Here is a 17,315-nt window from a genome sequence, read left to right as displayed (position 1 = left end):
GATAAAACACATCCATTAAATATATTCATATTCAAATAATAAGACGAACTTCAATACACTTGTAATTATGATGACTGTATTATCTACCTCGATTAAATAATCATATTTTTCAAATCGATATATACACAGACATTATTAAATATACAGGATGATGAATATACACAATGGAAAGTGTCAAAACACAATCAACATTATATTTTATTGGCGTTATTGCAAAACTTTCTGGCGAAATTGATTATGATGATTTCAAACAGAAAACAGAGAATATAAATCAATTTCAAAATTATATTAAAACAATAAAAGATAATTATCAGATTAAATGCAAGAATAAGCATCAGCGCGATAAAGGCATTGCAAAACTACCGTCACCCGCCATTCTTTATGATAATGATGGTCACGCTTTTCTGTTGGCTAATCATAATCAAGAACAAGTGCTCATTCAGCGTTTTGGTCATCCTACACCTGAAATATGGAGCCATGAAGAGCTACAAAAAAATTGGAATGGGGATTGGCTTCACGTCAAAGTGAAGCAAGGGAAATTCGATATTTCATGGTTCCAAGCGGAATTTATGAAGTACCGCAAAATCATCACTTGGGTATTGGTTTTCTCTTTTATTTTACAAATATTAGCGCTAGCCTCCCCCATTGTGATGCAGGTTATTATGGATAAAGTGCTTATTCATCATAGTTTATCCACCTTGGATGTTTTAATTTTCGGTTTAATCGTCGCTGCGATTATTGAGGTTATATTAAAAGGGCTACGGGAATATATTTATAATCATACCGTTAATCGTATCGATATGACGTTAGGATTAAAGTTAGTTAATCACTTATTGCACCTACCTATTTCATTTTTTAAAAATCGACAAATTGGTGCCATTGTTACCCGAGTTAAAGAATTGGAAACTATCCGAGAATTCTTGACCAGTAGCTTTTTCACGTTATGTGTCGATGTTCTGTTTTTGTTCGTCTTCATCTATGTGATGAACTTGCTTTCCGGCACCCTCACCTTACTTTTCCTCTGTTCTATTCCCTGTTATTTATTGGTCGCATGGTGGCTAACACCGAAAATTGAAGCTGCGGCTCAGCAACAGTTTGCCAATATTGCGGTGAATACCTCATTCTTAACAGAAAGCGTTAATGGGATTGAAACTGCCAAGAGCTTATCCATTGAACCGAGCTTTACCCGTCGTTGGGATAAACAAACGGCAGATATGAGCCAAACCAATTTTGTATCTGGGCAAATCAGTTCACGCTCTGAACATATTGTAATGGTCATTGAAAAGGTGACGAGCGCCATCATTCTATGGGTTGGCGCATCTGAAGTTCTGGCTCTGCAATTGACTATTGGGCAATTTATTGCCTTTCATATGATGGTCAATCATGCAAACCAGCCTCTCGTCAAACTGGTCAAATTATGGGGAGATTATATTCGAACCAAAGTGGCAGTAGAAAAGCTGTCACAAATCATTAATCTTCCGCAAGAACAGAGCAAGAAAGAAAACGAATCTCGGCTGAGTGGTGATATTCAATTACATAACATTAGCTTCCGTTATCAACCCAATATGCCGACCGTCCTCAATAACTTTAACATTTCAATAAAAGCCGGAGAAACTATTGGTATTGTAGGCACATCGGGCTCAGGGAAAAGCACTCTAGCTCGGTTAATTTTGCGTTTATACACCCCAGAACAAGGGGGAATCTATCTTGATGGAATGCCAATTACAGCGCTTAGCCTTGCTTCCCTAAGGCAGCAAATTGGTATTGTTTTGCAAGAGAATTTTTTATTTCATCAATCTGTTTTCGACAATATTGCTCAAACTCGCCCTAATGCCTCAATGGATGAGGTTGTGAATGCTGCAAAAATGGCGGGAGCCCACGATTTCATCCTTAAATTGCCGATGGGCTATGACACGATTTTAGCCGAAGGCGGCTCTTCTCTTTCTGGAGGCCAACGCCAACGCATCGCCATTGCCAGAACACTATTGTCGGATCCAAAGATCATTATTTTCGATGAGGCCACCAGCGCCTTGGATGATGAATCCCAAGCTATCATTCAAGAAAATATGCAAGAAATAGCTAAAGGACGTACCGTAATTACTATTGCCCACCGCCTTTCGACGATCCGCAACCACCAAAGAATTATCGTGATGCAGCAAGGGCAAATTGTTGAGCAAGGTAGCCATCAACAATTAATCGAGAACAATCAATTTTATACACATTTATGGACGCTTCAGCAGTCTCTTAAATAATGACACGGATGTTAACCATGAAAAAAAAATCAGCGCTCTCTCGCTATAACAGTTTTTTACCTGCCCATTTGGCTATTTTAAAAACGCCACCTTCTTATTTGGCATTTACCATAGCCATCAGTATTAGTGTTGGTATTTTTATCGCTATTGCTTGGTCTTATTTTGGCAAACTGGATGTTCAAGCGACCACTCAAGGAAAACTCATCGTTTCAGGACGAACCCAAACCATTCAAGCTTTTGAATTAAGTCGTTTACAGCAAATTCACGTTGAAGATGGGCAACAGGTAAAGCAAGGGGATCCATTACTCAGCGTTAAAGTATTAGGCGTAGACCAAGATATCCTTAGTCAACACTACCAAAAAAACTTTCACGCTAGTGAAGAAATGATCCACCATGCTCTACTCAACCAGCAATCCATTGAAATTTCTGCTTATTACAGCAAACTATCCGCTACGGAGAAAACTCAAGCACAACTCAGCTATCAAACTATTAAAAAAGAGTATGAAACCTTACTCAACGAAATAACCAATGAAATTCAAATTAATCGCGTTAACTTTCAAGCGAGAGAACGAGAGTTAAAAGACATCAATATCTTGATGAATAACATTAAAAAACGGCTCGATGCGCATACCGCCCTGAGTCAAAAACAGTTAATCAGTCAAAAAGAATTTTTAGAACAGGAGCGTGAATTACTACTCGCAAGAAAAGAAAAAACCACCAAACAATCCGAACTCTCTATATTAAATAGCCAACATCATGCGTTACTCGAAAAGCAAGATAGGATTAATGCGCAAAAACACCAAGAATGGCATGAGAAATATCAGCAAGCTAAATTCAAATTTGTTTCTCTTGAACAGGAATTGATTAAAAACCAAGAAAGAAATCAGCTTGAAGTTATTCGCGCGCCAGTGGATGGAACCGTGCAACAAATTGCGGTTTATACCCTAGGCGCTGTATTACAACCAGCACAGCAATTGATGGTTATTGTACCCAATAACCATGTGCAATTAGCTGAAGTCAAAATACTCAATAAAGATATTGGCTTTATCCAAGAAGGCTTAAAAGCGGATGTCAAAATTGACGCCTTTCCTTATACCCGCTATGGGACTATCGAAGGTGAGGTATTGTCCATTTCCCGTGATAGCACGCAAGATGACAATCTAGGTCTCGTTTATTTAGCGCAAATTGGTTTAAGCAGCAAACAGCTATTGGTGGAAGGCGAGCAAATTGAAATGACTCCAGGCTTGTCTATTGTTGCTGAAATAAAAACAGATAAACGGCGATTAATTGATTATCTATTAAGCCCAATTAACGAATATACTGCCACAGCCATGAGAGAGAAGTAATCGATGGAACAGCAAAATAACAATGGCTTGGAAGCCTTAATATGGATTGCTAATCATTTTCAAAAAAATGTCACTCAAGGACAATTAATGCATGCCATTGGTATGCAGAATGATTCCCCCACAGATTTTGAAATCAGACAATGTGCACAGATTATTGGTTATGAAACAGAGCTCATTTCTCTCACTCGACAACAGATGCAGGATATCCCATTACCTGCTTTGGTGTTGATTAATCAACGCTGGCATATTATCACCCAAAACTCACCGCTCACCGTGCTCTCACCAAAAGAAGGCGATGAGGAACCATGGAATGAATCCCCCGAATACAATTACTCCGTCATTTTAATTAAAGAGCAGTTGGAGAAAGAACAAAAAAGAGCATTTGGTATCAGTTGGTTTATTCCATCCATTATTCGCCAACGTTTAAAACTCAAAAACGTCTTTATTCTTGCTGCAATTGTGCAATTTTTTGCTCTCGTAAGCCCCCTACTATTTCAAAACTTAATCGATAAAGTACTTGTCGGGCGCAGCTTGCATAATTTACATGTTATTGCCTTGGGAATACTAGCTATTGCTATTGCAGAACCTGTTTACAGTTTTATTCGTGATAAAATTTTCAGTCATACCAGCACACAAATTGGCTCGGAGCTATCAGGTAAAATTTATCGCCATTTAATGGCACTGCCGCTTAATTACTTTAAATTAAGGCCCACAGGGAAAATCATTGCACGAGTCCGTGAATTAGCTCATATTCGCCAGTTTTTGACTGGCTCAACACTGATGCTGTTTATTGACTTTATCTTTGTGATCCTCTTTATCGCCGTCTTATTTTCATATAGCAGCCTAATGACATGGACGCTGGTAGGGTCTATGGGAGTCTTTTTCGTTCTGTGGATGATTTTAGGTCCAATCATCCGCCAGCAGACGGAAAAATCCTACCAAGCTGATGAAAACGGACTCACATTTTTAACTGAATCAATAACCGGTATCGAAACTGTAAAAACGACAGCCACTGAAAAATACTTTTTCCAACGCTGGCAAAAATTACTCAGTCAACAATTGAGTCAAGGCTTCAAAGTTTCCATGCGTAGTGTGGTGGCAACACAGTTAATGACGTTAGTCAGTAAAGTCACTACCGCTGTTCTACTTTGGCTTGGTGTTAATGAAGTCTTGGAAGGAAATATCACTCCTGGAGAACTTGTCGCTTTCAATATGTTAAGCGCCCACGTTACTCAGCCTATTCTACGCTTTGCTCAAATTTGGCAAGACTTCCAACATACCATCATTTCTCTACGTCGCGTTGGCGATATTCTTGATAAACCTATAGAAAATGAACGCCAAGGCATTGCTAGCTCAAGCACCATTCAAGGGGAAATTGAGTTTCAAAATATCCGTTTTCGCTATCAACCTGAAACCCCTGAGGTGCTAAGTAATCTGACTTTATCCATCAAAGCCGGAGAATTTATTGGTATCACAGGGCCATCAGGATCAGGAAAAAGTACCCTCACCAAATTGTTACAGCGGCTATATATCCCTCAACATGGGCAAGTTATTGTGGATGGAATGGATCTAGCGGTGACAGATACCGTCGCGTTACGCCGCCGAATGAGTGTCGTCCTTCAAGAAAGTACTCTTTTTGTCGGAACAATTGCAGAAAATATCCGATTAAGTTACCCACAAGCGAGTGAAGAACAATTAGTCCATGCTGCAAAATTGGCTGGAGCCTATGAGTTTATTATGTCTTTGCCTGAAAACTTTAATTATCATTTATCTGAAAAAGGGTTAAATCTCTCTGGCGGTCAACGTCAACGTATTGCGCTTGCTCGAGCTTTAATTACTGAACCTGATATTTTAATTCTCGATGAGGCCACCTCTGCGCTGGATTACGAATCGGAATCCGCCATCATGAAAAATATGCCGTTGATCACACAAGGCAGAACGGTGATTAGCATTGCCCATCGCCTCAATACCATTATGAACGCCGATAAAATTTACGTGATACGAAATGGTGAAGTCGCCGAAGCGCAAACTCATCAGAACCTTCTAAAACTGAATGGTCTTTATGCCAATTTATGGCAACAACAGACTCGTTAACCTGAATAAAAAAGCATCACTTACTCTTTGGGTGATGCTTTTTTCTTAAAAGTGCTTTTTTTTTAATCTATTAGATGAATTAGCGGGGTATGCACCTATGGTACTAGGGGTTCAGCTAGGGTATCATTGCCCGCTGAATTACTGGCACACCCCTTCCGTTAGCAATAGTAGATATGGCAAAAGAACAAACTGACCGCACCACACTGGATTTGTTCGCAGAAGAACGCAGGCCTGGGCGACCAAAAACTAGCCCGTTGTCGCGGGATGAACAATTACGAATCAATAAGCGAAATCAGCTAAAACGAGACAAAGTCAAAGGGCTACGTCGAGTTGAGCTGAAATTAAATGAAGACGCTGTCGCGGTCTTAAACCAATTAGCTGAAGAGAAAAACATAAGCCGAAGTGAGCTAATTGAAGAAATTTTGATGGCTCAACTTGAGCAGGTTAGTGAGACAATTGATCGCTAGCCGTATCTGGATAAATCACACAAATTTGACAGACTAACACTGTTTTTTTCGCCAAAATAAGGCGCAAAATTTTACCTATTTTCGTTCTCTATTTTAGTTCTAGCAGAATCGGTAATTTATACTCTCTACTAGAAAAACAAGAGGTTAATCACTTTATGGCAGTTATAGGCATTTTCTTCGGAAGTGACACAGGTAACACAGAAAATATTGCCAAAATGATCCAAGAAAGATTAGGCAAAGATGTTGCAGAAGTTCACGATATTGCTAAATGCAGCAAAGAAGATATCGAAGCATTTGATATCCTACTTCTTGGCATCCCTACGTGGTACTACGGTGAAGCTCAGTGTGATTGGGATGACTTTTTCCCAACATTAGAAGAAATTGATTTTGACGGCAAGCTTGTCGCACTGTTTGGTTGTGGAGACCAAGAAGACTACGCAGAGTATTTCTGTGATGCGATGGGAACTATCCGTGACATCATTGAGCCACGTGGTGCAGTGATCGTGGGCCATTGGCCAACTGAAGGCTACCACTTTGAAGTCTCTAAAGGTATGGCAGACGATAATCACTTTATCGGCCTTGCTATCGATGAAGATCGTCAACCAGAACTGACCGAAGAGCGTGTTGACGCTTGGGTTAAACAGATCTCTGAAGAGATGTCTCTGGCTGAAATCCTTGGCTAATAATGACATAGATTGTCAATTAAAAGCGGGTGCCATTCGATATGATGGATTATTCCTTCCATCTAATGGACTCGCTTTTAAGAACGAATCAAAATAATGAGACAATGCATGGTTTCTATTTTTATTTTCCATGCCTATAATTGTAAATCAGTTTAGAAGACAACTGGATTTTTGTTAAAAACGTCTCATTATTGTTAAATTTATGATTTAAAATACAGGACAAGCCCGCATGACAGACAATAATAAAGCATTGAAAAATGCAGGACTCAAAGTCACTCTTCCAAGATTGAAGATTTTGGAAGTACTTCAGGAGCCTGAGTGCCATCACGTCAGTGCGGAAGATCTCTACAAAAAGCTGATTGATATTGGTGAAGAAATCGGGTTAGCCACTGTCTACCGCGTATTAAACCAATTTGATGATGCAGGTATTGTGACTCGTCACAATTTCGAAGGTGGAAAATCCGTATTTGAATTGACTCAGCAGCATCACCATGACCACTTAATTTGTTTAGATTGTGGCAAAGTTATCGAATTTACTGACGAATCAATCGAAGAACGTCAGCATGACATCGCCAAGCGCCACGGCATTAAACTGTCTAACCACAGTTTATATCTATATGGCCACTGTGCTGAAGGTGACTGTCGTGAAAATGAAAGCGTCCACGAAGCTAAATAATCACATTCATAAATCGTCTCATTAAAAATGAGGCGATTTAATTAATCAGTGATTTCGTATTGATGATACCCACTTAATGTTTATTAGTGGGTATTTTTATTTATATATTCTTAACATTCCCCTATTTTGCTCTTTAGCTGAAAATTAGCGACTATTTTTTTAAAATACATAGCTTTATTTCTTCAGATAAAACTAAAATTATCCTCTATTCTTTAATTTGCCATGTGTTATTTTAATTTATACTCATGATCAAATTTATGCGTAAGAGATTAAAGGATGAAAAAAACATATCTGTTTTTGAACATAAGTTTTTTCTTCTGGTTTCTTACTTTGATAGCGTGGTTTTTTAGATATACCTTTGTGGCATCCGTTGCCTTTATATCTTCAATCATTTGTTTGGTTCTATACTTCAATTACAAAAAGGTTAGTCACATGTTCAATAAAAAACAAAACAAACCAGAGCCCACTCCCACTATCAATAAAGAAGAAATCACTCAACAAATTGCTGAGGAAAAAATGCAAACATCTACAGCAGTCGTTAGCGAAGAAAAAACCAATACCATTATTGCCAAAGATGTCGTGTTTGAGGGCAATATTACTTCCAATGAACAAGTGCATATTTATGGTACTGTGATTGGCAATATTACCGGTAAAAACAACACCGTCAAAATCATGCAAAATGGACATGTTACCGGCAATATAACCAGTAATGAGCTATGGGTAAATGGCAAAGTGGAAGGTGAATGCATCACCGAAACTATTAGCATTGATACCAATGGTGAAATTTATGGCATCATCCGCTATTCCAGTTTATCCATTAAAAAAGGCGGAATATTTTCTGGTCATGCTGAGGTTAAATCTGCAACGAAATCGACGGGAAACGTAGCGGTATTTAAAGAAAAAACCAAACAAGAAAATTCAGAACCACACACATCTGAAGCGGGTGCTCTGTAATTAAATTTGTTAAATAAATGATATTGAATTGCTCGATAATAACTTTATTTCCTTATTTATAGGTATTTATTGTCGAGTTATTTTGATTATATAAATTCGCTTATCACCAAAAGAACACGTTTTATACGTAATAAAAATAGAATAAAGGCGACATTTCTGTCGCCTATTATTAAATATTAATATTGTTCAAACATCTCTTGGATTTTTTTCGGGTCTTTCGTTTGTGTCAATGCTAATTGCAGTAATACACGAGATTTTTGTGGGTTCAATCTTTCAGATGCTACAAACCCATATTCATTATCATTCACTTCCGCATTTCGCGTTGTATAGCCTGTCGGTACGCGGCTGGAACGTACCACGACAACATCCTCTTTCGCTGCATTAGCTAATGCATCAAAAATAGTTTTATACATATTCCCGTTACCAACACCGGCACTCACAATACCTTTAACGCCTTCTTCGCGCAGTGCTTTCACTGGTGCTGAAGATGCATTCGCATAGTTATAGACAATACCCACTTCTGGTAATTTATCTAACTTACTAACATCAAAAACAGGTTTATCACCACGAGGTTCCGGTACTTTATAGTAAGTCACTTTACCATCATGAATATAACCTTCTGCCCCCGCATTCACGGCATCAAAGGCTTGAACTTCTGTTGTGCTCATTTTCATGACATTGCGACCTTGGATCACTTTGTCATTCATAGCCATCAGCACGCCACGCTCTCCTGCAGATTTATCAGATGCTAATACAACGGCATTATATAAGTTCAATGGTCCATCAGCGCCCAAAGCCGTGGAAGGACGCATTGCCCCCACCATAACAATTGGCTTTTTACAGGCCGTGGTTAAATCAAGGAAAAAGGCCGTTTCCTCCATGGTGTCAGTACCATGAGTGATCACAAAACCATCGGTTTTATTACAATCTTGATTGATTTTTTTGGCGAGAGTTAACCAAACTTGGTCATTCATATCTTGAGAGCCGATATTCACCAGCTGCTCACCACTCAGGTTAGCGATTTTTTTAGTCTCTGGTACCGCATTAAGTAAAGAGTCAATTCCTACTTTCCCAGCTTGGTAGCTTGAACCTGTTGCTGATTCTCCACCGCCCGCAATGGTTCCGCCCGTTGCCAACACCGTAATATTCGGTTGTGCAAATGCGGATGCAGCAAACAGTGAAACCAGTGTGGCTAACAGCGCTTTATTTCGGTTTTTCATCCTATTTTCCTTTAACTAAAATTAACGAGCATAATATTAAAAATAAACTCACGTTATTATGTGGATTTAATCTGAGAGTTTTGTGATCGACTTTGTCATTTTAGTAAATTTTAATTTTTCGCTATTTTTCTGTCTTGAATAAAAAGCGTGAGCTCAACATAAAAAGCGTGAGCCCTAGGCAAAAAGTCCGTATCATAGCCGCTATCTGAAACAAGCCATTTACAAGTGACTGACAATGAGCCAAACATTTATTCCCGGCAAAGATGCCGCACTCGAAGACTCCATTGATGCATTCCAAACCAAACTGAAAAATTTAGGATTCGATATCGAAGAAGCCTCTTGGCTGAATCCAGTTCCAAATGTTTGGTCCGTTCATATTCGTGACAAAGAGTGCCCGCTGTGCTTTACCAACGGTAAAGGCGCAAGTAAAAAAGCGGCTTTAGCCTCTGCTCTCGGTGAATATTTTGAGCGTTTATCCACCAACTATTTCTTCGCGGATTTCTATTTAGGTAAATCCATCGCTGAAGGGGATTTCGTTCATTACCCTAATGAGAAATGGTTCCCGTTAACTGAAGATGATAGCCTGCCAGCCGGTTTGCTGGATGAGCGTTTGATTGCTTTTTATGATCCCGACAATGCACTCGCAGGCAGCCAACTGATTGACCTGCAATCAGGTAATGAAGAGCGCGGTATTTGTGCCCTGCCATTTACACGTCAATCTGATAACAGCACCGTCTATATTCCAATGAATATCGTCGGTAACTTATATGTGTCTAATGGGATGTCTGCCGGAAACACGGCAAACGAAGCCCGTGTGCAAGGATTATCCGAAGTATTCGAACGCTTTGTAAAAAACAAAATTATTGCCGAAAGCATTAGTTTACCAACGATCCCTGCCAATGTGATGGCTCGCTATCCTGGTGTAGTCGCCGCGATTGAAACACTGGAAAACGAAGGCTTCCCTATCTTCTGTTACGACGCCTCTTTGGGTGGTCAATTCCCAGTTATCTGTGTTGTGCTGTTTAACCCACAGAACGGAACGTGTTTTGCTTCTTTCGGCGCGCACCCTGATTTTGGTGTTGCCTTAGAGCGTACAGTCACTGAATTACTGCAAGGTCGTGGACTGAAAGATTTGGACGTGTTTAACGCCCCAACCTTTGACGATGAAGAAGTCGGTGAGCACACAAACTTAGAAACCCACTTTATCGATTCGAGCGGTTTAATTAGCTGGGATATGTTTAAAGACGATGCGGATTATCCATTTGCAGATTGGAGCTTTAAAGGTACCACGACAGAAGAATTTGCAACGTTAATGGCAATCTTCAACAAACTTGACGCAGAAGTCTATATCGCAGATTACAGCCATTTAGGTGTGTATGCTTGCCGTATCTTAGTGCCAGGTATGTCAGATATCTATCCTGTGGAAGATTTGCATATTGCCAACAATGCGATGGGCGCTTACCTGCGCGATACCATTATGTCCCTCCCTGATAGTCAGTGGGAAAAAGAAGATTATCTTGCTCTCATTGAACAGTTAGATGACGACGGATTAGATGACTTTACCCGTGTGCGCGAGCTGTTAGGTTTGGCTGTTGGTAAAGATAACGGCTGGAGCAATCTGCGCATTGGCGAATTGAAATCAATGTTAGCCTTAGCGGGTGGCGATCTTGAACAAGCACTGGCTTGGGTTGAATGGACACAAGACTTCAACAGTTCTGTCTTCACGCCAGAACGCGCTAACTACTACCGCTGCTTGCACACTCTGCTGCTGCTTTCCCAAGAAGAAGAGAGAGAGCCTGCTCAGTATTATCAAGCATTTGTTCGTATGTATGGGCAAGAGGCAGTAGATGCTGCGTCGGCAGCAATTGCTGGCGAATCAAGCTTCTACGGATTATGGGCAATTGATGAAGAGCTCAAAGCATTACCTGCTCATCAAGGGCTTTTAGCAGCTTACGAAAAGCTGCAAAAAGCTAAGCGTGCTAATGCTTAATTAAGAAAGCCCTCCACTAAATCCATAGGTTTGGTGGGGTTTAAGGTGATTTGAGATAAAAGCCTCTGGGCTTTTATCTTTACTTAAGCAATATTTAATTTCAATCACATAATAATTATCGAGATTCATTAACAATCATCTGTAACATTTTACTTATCGAGACCGTTTTGAGTCGTTTTATAAAATTTTTTTATAAAATTTAAAAAATATTTTTTATATTAAAATCAAACAGTTATGTTGTATTTTGACGTTTTCTGCGCTGTTTTAACCCCGTTCTCTCAACACTTCATGATCCACATCAAATTTATCGTCACACCCGTTTGTTACTATAATTGCGTGCTATAATTAATCAACTTTGTAAGAGAGTGTTAGTATGAAAGCTGACAACCCTTTTAATTTATTATCCCCTGCTGTCATGGCGCAAGTTGCTGATGATGTAGGTGTTTATAAAACGAACAAACACCCAGCTATTACCTACTTGTCAGCATTCACTGCTGGTATCTTTATCTCTATCGCTTTCGTTTTCTATATTACTGCAACAACAGGTGCAGCAAGTGCTCCTTACGGTTTTACTAAACTGATTGGCGGTATCTGCTTCTCCCTTGGACTCATGTTAGTTGTTGTATGTGGTGCTGATTTATTTACATCCACTGTTCTGACCATCGTATCTAAAGCAACAGGCAAAATTACTTGGGGAAAAATGTTCCTCAATTGGTTCAACGTTTATATTGGCAACTTAATTGGCGCACTGTTTTTTGTCGCTATTATTTGGTTTGCAGGCCAATATGCTGCGGCGAATGGACAATGGGGATTAAACGTTCTCCAAACAGCTAACTACAAATTACACCATACTTTTGTTGAAGCCGTCTTTTTAGGTATTTTAGCTAACTTAATGGTTTGTTTAGCAGTTTGGATGAGCTATGCCGGTCGTAGCCTAACTGACAAACTGGTAGTATTAGTTCTACCAATCGCAATGTTTGTCGCAAGTGGCTTTGAGCATAGTATTGCAAATATGTTTATGATCCCTCTCGCTATCATGATTAAAGAATTTGCCCCTGTTGAATTTTGGTCAAATATCAACATGGCACCAGAACAATTTTCTAACTTAACCGTTGGAAACTTTATTACCGAAAATTTAATACCAGTAACTATCGGAAATATTATTGGCGGCGCGGTGTTAGTCGGCCTGATTTACTGGTTAATGCATCTACGTAATAGCGAAAAACATTAATCGAAATTGGCTAATACGATCGTTATTACAAGTACACAAAGATTTATTAAGATCCCTCAAAGATCCATTGTTAAAAGGTAAAAGTATCATGTCCGAATTAAATGAAAAATTCGCTTTAGCATGGCAAGGTTTTAGCCAAGGTGACTGGCAGAATAACGTCAACGTCCGTGACTTTATTCAGAAAAACTATACTCCGTATGAAGGTGATGAATCTTTCTTAGCAGGCTCTACTCCAGCGACTGATAAGCTGTGGGAAAAAGTCATGGAAGGGATCAAAATCGAAAACCGCACTCACGCGCCAGTTGATTTTGATACAGACGTTGCTTCAACAATCACTTCCCATGATGCTGGTTACATTAGCAAAGACTTAGAAACTGTCGTTGGTTTACAAACTGACGCACCTCTGAAACGTGGTCTTATCCCGTTCGGTGGTATCAAAATGGTTGAAGGTTCATGTAAAGCTTACGATCGTACTTTAGATCCTAGCCTGAAAAAAATCTTCACTGACTATCGTAAAACCCATAACCAAGGTGTTTTCGATGTTTATACTCCAGACATCTTAAAATGCCGTAAATCAGGTATCTTAACTGGTTTACCAGATGCTTATGGTCGTGGTCGTATCATCGGTGACTACCGTCGCGTTGCGCTGTACGGTATTGATTTCCTGATGAAAGACAAGTTCAACCAATTCACCTCTCTGCAAGAAAGATTAGAGAAAGGTGAAGACCTGCAAATGACTATCCAACTGCGCGAAGAAATTGCTGAACAGCACCGTGCACTGGGTCAAATCAAAGAGATGGCTGCTAAATATGGCTACGACATCTCTGGTCCTGCAACTAACGCGCAAGAAGCAGTTCAATGGACTTACTTCGGTTACTTAGCCGCTGTTAAATCTCAAAACGGTGCAGCAATGTCATTTGGTCGTGTATCTACGTTCTTAGACGTGTACATCCAACGTGACTTAGAAGCAGGTAAAATCACAGAAGAACAAGCGCAAGAACTGATTGACCACTTAGTCATGAAACTGCGTATGGTTCGTTTCTTACGTACTCCTGAATACGATGAGCTGTTCTCTGGTGACCCAATCTGGGCAACAGAATCACTGGCTGGTATGGGTCTTGATGGCCGTACTATGGTGACTAAAAACACCTTCCGTTTCCTGAACACACTGTATACCATGGGCCCATCTCCAGAGCCTAACATGACTATCCTGTGGTCAGAAAAACTGCCAATGAACTTCAAAAAGTTCGCAGCAAAAGTGTCTATCGATACTTCATCTGTACAGTATGAAAACGATGACTTAATGCGCCCTGACTTCAACAATGATGACTACGCAATCGCATGTTGCGTGAGCCCAATGATTGTTGGTAAACAAATGCAGTTCTTCGGTGCTCGTGCAAACTTAGCGAAAACTATGCTGTACACCATCAACGGTGGTGTGGACGAAAAACTGAAAATGCAAGTCGGTCCTAAACATGCTCCAATCATGGACGAAGTTCTTGATTTCGATACCGTGATGGACAAAATGGACCACTTCATGGATTGGTTAGCAACTCAGTATGTCACTGCGCTGAACTGCATCCACTTCATGCACGATAAATACAGCTATGAAGCAGCACTGATGGCACTTCATGACCGTGATGTTTACCGTACAATGGCATGTGGTATTGCAGGTCTGTCTGTTGCAGCTGACTCACTGTCTGCAATCAAATACGCCAAAGTTAAACCAATTCGTGACGAAGATGGTATTGCTATCGACTTCGAAATCGAAGGTGAATACCCACAATTCGGTAACAACGACCCACGTGTTGATGACATCGCTTGTGACTTAGTAGAACGTTTCATGAAGAAAATCCAGAAACTGCCTACTTACCGTAACGCGGTACCAACTCAGTCAGTTCTGACCATCACTTCTAACGTTGTGTATGGTAAGAAAACAGGTAACACCCCAGATGGTCGTCGTGCTGGTGCACCATTCGGACCAGGTGCTAACCCAATGCACGGTCGTGACCAAAAAGGTGCGGTTGCATCACTGACTTCAGTGGCTAAACTGCCGTTTGCTTACGCGAAAGATGGTATTTCTTATACCTTCTCTATCGTTCCAAATGCATTAGGTAAAGACGACGAAGTGCGTAAAACTAACTTAGCGGGTCTGATGGATGGTTACTTCCACCATGAATCCTCTATCGAAGGTGGTCAGCACTTAAACGTGAACGTCATGAACCGCGAAATGCTGTTAGACGCGATGGAAAACCCAGAGAAATATCCGCAGCTGACTATCCGTGTATCAGGATACGCAGTACGCTTTAACTCTCTGACTAAAGAACAGCAGCAAGACGTTATTACTCGTACTTTCACCAGTACACTGTAAGACTTTGCTAAGATTCTATAACGTAAAATAAATAAAAGGCCCCTCCCATTGGGGCCTTTCTATCTTAGTCAAAGATAACAAATTATAATTCTACATTCTGTGAGTTCCTGCTATGTCAACAACGCAAAAGACTATTCCAACGACTGAAATTTCAACCACTTCGCCACCTGCGATGTTTGGACGAATTCACTCCTTCGAATCCTGTGGTACCGTCGATGGGCCAGGGATCCGCTTTATTGTCTTCTTCCAAGGCTGCCTAATGCGCTGCCTGTATTGCCATAACCGTGATACGTGGGATACCCATACCGGTAACATGGTCACCGTTGATGAGCTAATGAAAGAAGCCGTCACTTATCGCCACTTTATGAATGCAACGGGCGGTGGCGTAACCGCATCCGGCGGTGAAGCTATTTTACAGGCTGATTTTGTTCGTGATTGGTTCCGCGCTTGTAAGAAAGAAAACATCCATACCTGTTTAGACACTAACGGGTTTGTTCGTCGCTATGATCCAGTCATTGATGAGCTGATGGACGTCACTGATCTTGTCATGCTTGACTTAAAACAGCTTGATGATGAGATCCACCAAAAACTCGTGGGCGTTTCTAATCATCGCACCTTAGAATTTGCTCGCTACCTCGCTAAGCGCAATCAAAAGACTTGGATCCGCTATGTCGTCGTTCCAGGCTGGAGTGACGATGACCACTCAGTCCATATGCTCGGTGAGTTTGTCAAAGATATGGATAATATCGAAAAAATTGAGCTGCTCCCTTACCATGAGCTGGGTAAACACAAATGGGAAACCATGGGTGAAGAATACAAACTTGATGGTGTGAGACCACCGTCAAAAGAAGTGATGGAAAGAGTAAAAAGCATCCTCGAAAGCTACGGCAAAAAAGTCATGTACTAATTTAAAATGGGGCTTCCTTCGGGGAGCCTCTTTATTATCTATTCTTCAACACCATCCTACCAGCTTTCATAATCCTACCTACTCTCGCGCAACCAGATTACTCTGCTTTGATAATGTTGAGTTTTTAGGCATAATCCTCAAGTTAAATTTAATTTATAAATCAATAGCAGCATAACACTATAATAAATATTGCTGATTCATCACTACGAATAGGTCATTTACCATGAATAATGAACACGATCATGTCGATAACGACATATCACCTGTAACGCCAGCACCTGAAACACAATCACCTCAAGAGCTCGTCGATAGTTTTGTATTTACACCTGAACCTCGCGCTGTTCAAGCTGGAGAAGGTGTTGAATGGATAAGCCAAGCGTGGGCGCTGGTCAAAGAAAAATTAGGTATGTGGATCCTGATTAACGTTGTCTTTTTCCTGATTATCTTTGCCATGGCTTTTCTGCCACTTGTCAGTATGTTTGTAAGTTTTGTTACCCCAGTTTTCGTCGGGGGGATCATTGCGATTTGTGAAAACCAACGCAAAACTGGCGAAGCAGATATTGGCTTACTTTTTTCTGGGTTCCAAAAGAAATTTGGTGAGCTATTTGCCATCGGCGCCATAAACTTTGCTGCCAATATGGTCGGAATGTTAATTGCATTTCTGATTGCTGGCTCAGCCATTTTTAGCTTAGTGATGCAAGCTGACCAATACGATGGTATTTCAGATGCAGCCTTGTTTGCATCAACGGGAACATTTGTGTTTGCGGGCATTGTCATGGCATTAGCCAGCTTATTTGGCACAGCACTAACGTGGTTTGCCCCTGCGCTTATCATGAATCATGATTTCAAAATTGGCACCTCTATCTCCGCCAGCTTACAAGCAGTGAAGAAAAACCTATTACCCGGTTTCTTATTCTTCCTGATTGCCATGGTGCTCATGTTTGTTTCTATTATTCCATTCGGCTTAGGATTATTTATCTCAATGCCAATTATGTACGCAACTTACTACAGTACGTACCGCAGTATCTTTTTTACCGATACTAAACAGTCACAGACCAGTTCATTGATTATGTAAGTAAGGCAGATATGGAGCCATTTTTTCTTTGAAAATTTGGCTCCAAATA

The 17,315-nt window shown here is 40.4% G+C and carries 13 protein-coding genes; 12 read left to right on the top strand and 1 reads right to left on the bottom strand.

What is annotated here, in order from left to right; all coding sequences use genetic code 11:
• Positions 1 to 164: 164 nt before the first annotated feature.
• From H0913_RS06755 to H0913_RS06725, 7 genes are all read left to right on the top strand, one after another.
• Entirely contained in the window at positions 165 to 2,252 is a 2,088-nt protein-coding gene (locus tag H0913_RS06755; protein WP_181478281.1) for a peptidase domain-containing ABC transporter, read from the top strand.
• A gap of 17 nt (positions 2,253 to 2,269) precedes the next feature.
• Positions 2,270 to 3,598, top strand: a complete 1,329-nt coding sequence (locus tag H0913_RS06750; RefSeq protein WP_154604256.1) for an HlyD family type I secretion periplasmic adaptor subunit — start codon at positions 2,270 to 2,272, stop codon at positions 3,596 to 3,598.
• A 3-nt stretch (positions 3,599 to 3,601) separates the two neighbouring features.
• Positions 3,602 to 5,692 carry a type I secretion system permease/ATPase gene (locus tag H0913_RS06745; protein ID WP_154604257.1) on the top strand — a complete coding sequence of 697 codons (2,091 nt, stop codon included), beginning with the start codon at positions 3,602 to 3,604 and terminating at the stop codon, positions 5,690 to 5,692.
• A 173-nt stretch (positions 5,693 to 5,865) separates the two neighbouring features.
• Positions 5,866 to 6,159, top strand: coding sequence for a LexA regulated protein (gene ybfE / locus H0913_RS06740; RefSeq protein ID WP_036951793.1), 294 nt, complete (start codon positions 5,866 to 5,868; stop codon positions 6,157 to 6,159).
• Between the two features lie 155 nt (positions 6,160 to 6,314).
• Positions 6,315 to 6,842: a flavodoxin FldA gene (gene fldA / locus H0913_RS06735; RefSeq protein WP_036951795.1), complete on the top strand. Its 528-nt coding sequence runs from the start codon at positions 6,315 to 6,317 to the stop codon at positions 6,840 to 6,842.
• Between the two features lie 229 nt (positions 6,843 to 7,071).
• Positions 7,072 to 7,518: a ferric iron uptake transcriptional regulator gene (gene fur, locus H0913_RS06730; RefSeq protein ID WP_154604258.1), complete on the top strand. Its 447-nt coding sequence runs from the start codon at positions 7,072 to 7,074 to the stop codon at positions 7,516 to 7,518.
• 432 nt (positions 7,519 to 7,950) lie between these two features.
• Positions 7,951 to 8,472 carry a bactofilin family protein gene (locus tag H0913_RS06725; RefSeq protein ID WP_230089171.1) on the top strand — a complete coding sequence of 174 codons (522 nt, stop codon included), beginning with the start codon at positions 7,951 to 7,953 and terminating at the stop codon, positions 8,470 to 8,472.
• Positions 8,473 to 8,648: 176 nt separating this feature from the next.
• Here H0913_RS06725 and ansB read toward each other — a convergent pair whose 3' ends face one another.
• Positions 8,649 to 9,692 (bottom strand): L-asparaginase 2, encoded by a 1,044-nt coding sequence (gene ansB, locus H0913_RS06720; protein ID WP_181478279.1) that lies wholly within the window; start codon positions 9,690 to 9,692, stop codon positions 8,649 to 8,651.
• A gap of 235 nt (positions 9,693 to 9,927) precedes the next feature.
• On the opposite strand from ansB, the gene ycaO reads away from it, so the two are divergent.
• The 5 genes from ycaO to H0913_RS06695 all read left to right on the top strand — a co-directional run bounded on the left by ycaO (position 9,928) and on the right by H0913_RS06695 (position 17,266).
• On the top strand, positions 9,928 to 11,682 hold the full coding sequence (ycaO, locus tag H0913_RS06715; protein WP_181478277.1) for a 30S ribosomal protein S12 methylthiotransferase accessory factor YcaO: 1,755 nt from the start codon (positions 9,928 to 9,930) through the stop codon (positions 11,680 to 11,682).
• A 373-nt stretch (positions 11,683 to 12,055) separates the two neighbouring features.
• Positions 12,056 to 12,913, top strand: a complete 858-nt coding sequence (focA, locus tag H0913_RS06710; protein ID WP_154604262.1) for a formate transporter FocA — start codon at positions 12,056 to 12,058, stop codon at positions 12,911 to 12,913.
• An 88-nt stretch (positions 12,914 to 13,001) separates the two neighbouring features.
• The gene (gene pflB, locus H0913_RS06705; protein WP_154604263.1) at positions 13,002 to 15,284 is read left to right on the top strand and encodes a formate C-acetyltransferase; all 2,283 of its coding nucleotides are present in this window, start codon (positions 13,002 to 13,004) and stop codon (positions 15,282 to 15,284) included.
• Positions 15,285 to 15,456: 172 nt separating this feature from the next.
• Positions 15,457 to 16,191, top strand: coding sequence for a pyruvate formate lyase 1-activating protein (pflA, locus tag H0913_RS06700; protein WP_181478705.1), 735 nt, complete (start codon positions 15,457 to 15,459; stop codon positions 16,189 to 16,191).
• 223 nt (positions 16,192 to 16,414) lie between these two features.
• Positions 16,415 to 17,266 (top strand): BPSS1780 family membrane protein, encoded by an 852-nt coding sequence (locus H0913_RS06695; RefSeq protein ID WP_154604264.1) that lies wholly within the window; start codon positions 16,415 to 16,417, stop codon positions 17,264 to 17,266.
• Positions 17,267 to 17,315 lie beyond the last annotated feature (49 nt).

It is taken from the genome of Providencia rettgeri, assembly GCF_013702265.1.
GTDB classification, from domain to species: Bacteria; Pseudomonadota; Gammaproteobacteria; order Enterobacterales; family Enterobacteriaceae; genus Providencia; species Providencia zhijiangensis.
The sequence above is the reverse complement of the archived record's forward strand: the minus strand, read 5'-3'. Positions and strand labels throughout refer to the sequence as shown.

What these genes read in the sequence shown, in the direction of transcription:
- fldA (WP_036951795.1), top strand. Translation starts at nt 6,315, where the DNA reads ATGGCAGTTATAGGCATTTTCTTCGGAAGTGACACAGGTAACACAGAA.
- H0913_RS06750 (WP_154604256.1), top strand. Translation starts at nt 2,270, where the DNA reads ATGAAAAAAAAATCAGCGCTCTCTCGCTATAACAGTTTTTTACCTGCC.
- H0913_RS06755 (WP_181478281.1), top strand. Translation starts at nt 165, where the DNA reads ATGGAAAGTGTCAAAACACAATCAACATTATATTTTATTGGCGTTATT.
- focA (WP_154604262.1), top strand. Translation starts at nt 12,056, where the DNA reads ATGAAAGCTGACAACCCTTTTAATTTATTATCCCCTGCTGTCATGGCG.
- pflA (WP_181478705.1), top strand. Translation starts at nt 15,457, where the DNA reads ATGTTTGGACGAATTCACTCCTTCGAATCCTGTGGTACCGTCGATGGG.
- fur (WP_154604258.1), top strand. Translation starts at nt 7,072, where the DNA reads ATGACAGACAATAATAAAGCATTGAAAAATGCAGGACTCAAAGTCACT.
- pflB (WP_154604263.1), top strand. Translation starts at nt 13,002, where the DNA reads ATGTCCGAATTAAATGAAAAATTCGCTTTAGCATGGCAAGGTTTTAGC.
- ansB (WP_181478279.1), bottom strand. Translation starts at nt 9,692, where the DNA reads ATGAAAAACCGAAATAAAGCGCTGTTAGCCACACTGGTTTCACTGTTT.
- ycaO (WP_181478277.1), top strand. Translation starts at nt 9,928, where the DNA reads ATGAGCCAAACATTTATTCCCGGCAAAGATGCCGCACTCGAAGACTCC.
- ybfE (WP_036951793.1), top strand. Translation starts at nt 5,866, where the DNA reads ATGGCAAAAGAACAAACTGACCGCACCACACTGGATTTGTTCGCAGAA.
- H0913_RS06725 (WP_230089171.1), top strand. Translation starts at nt 7,951, where the DNA reads ATGTTCAATAAAAAACAAAACAAACCAGAGCCCACTCCCACTATCAAT.
- H0913_RS06745 (WP_154604257.1), top strand. Translation starts at nt 3,602, where the DNA reads ATGGAACAGCAAAATAACAATGGCTTGGAAGCCTTAATATGGATTGCT.
- H0913_RS06695 (WP_154604264.1), top strand. Translation starts at nt 16,415, where the DNA reads ATGAATAATGAACACGATCATGTCGATAACGACATATCACCTGTAACG.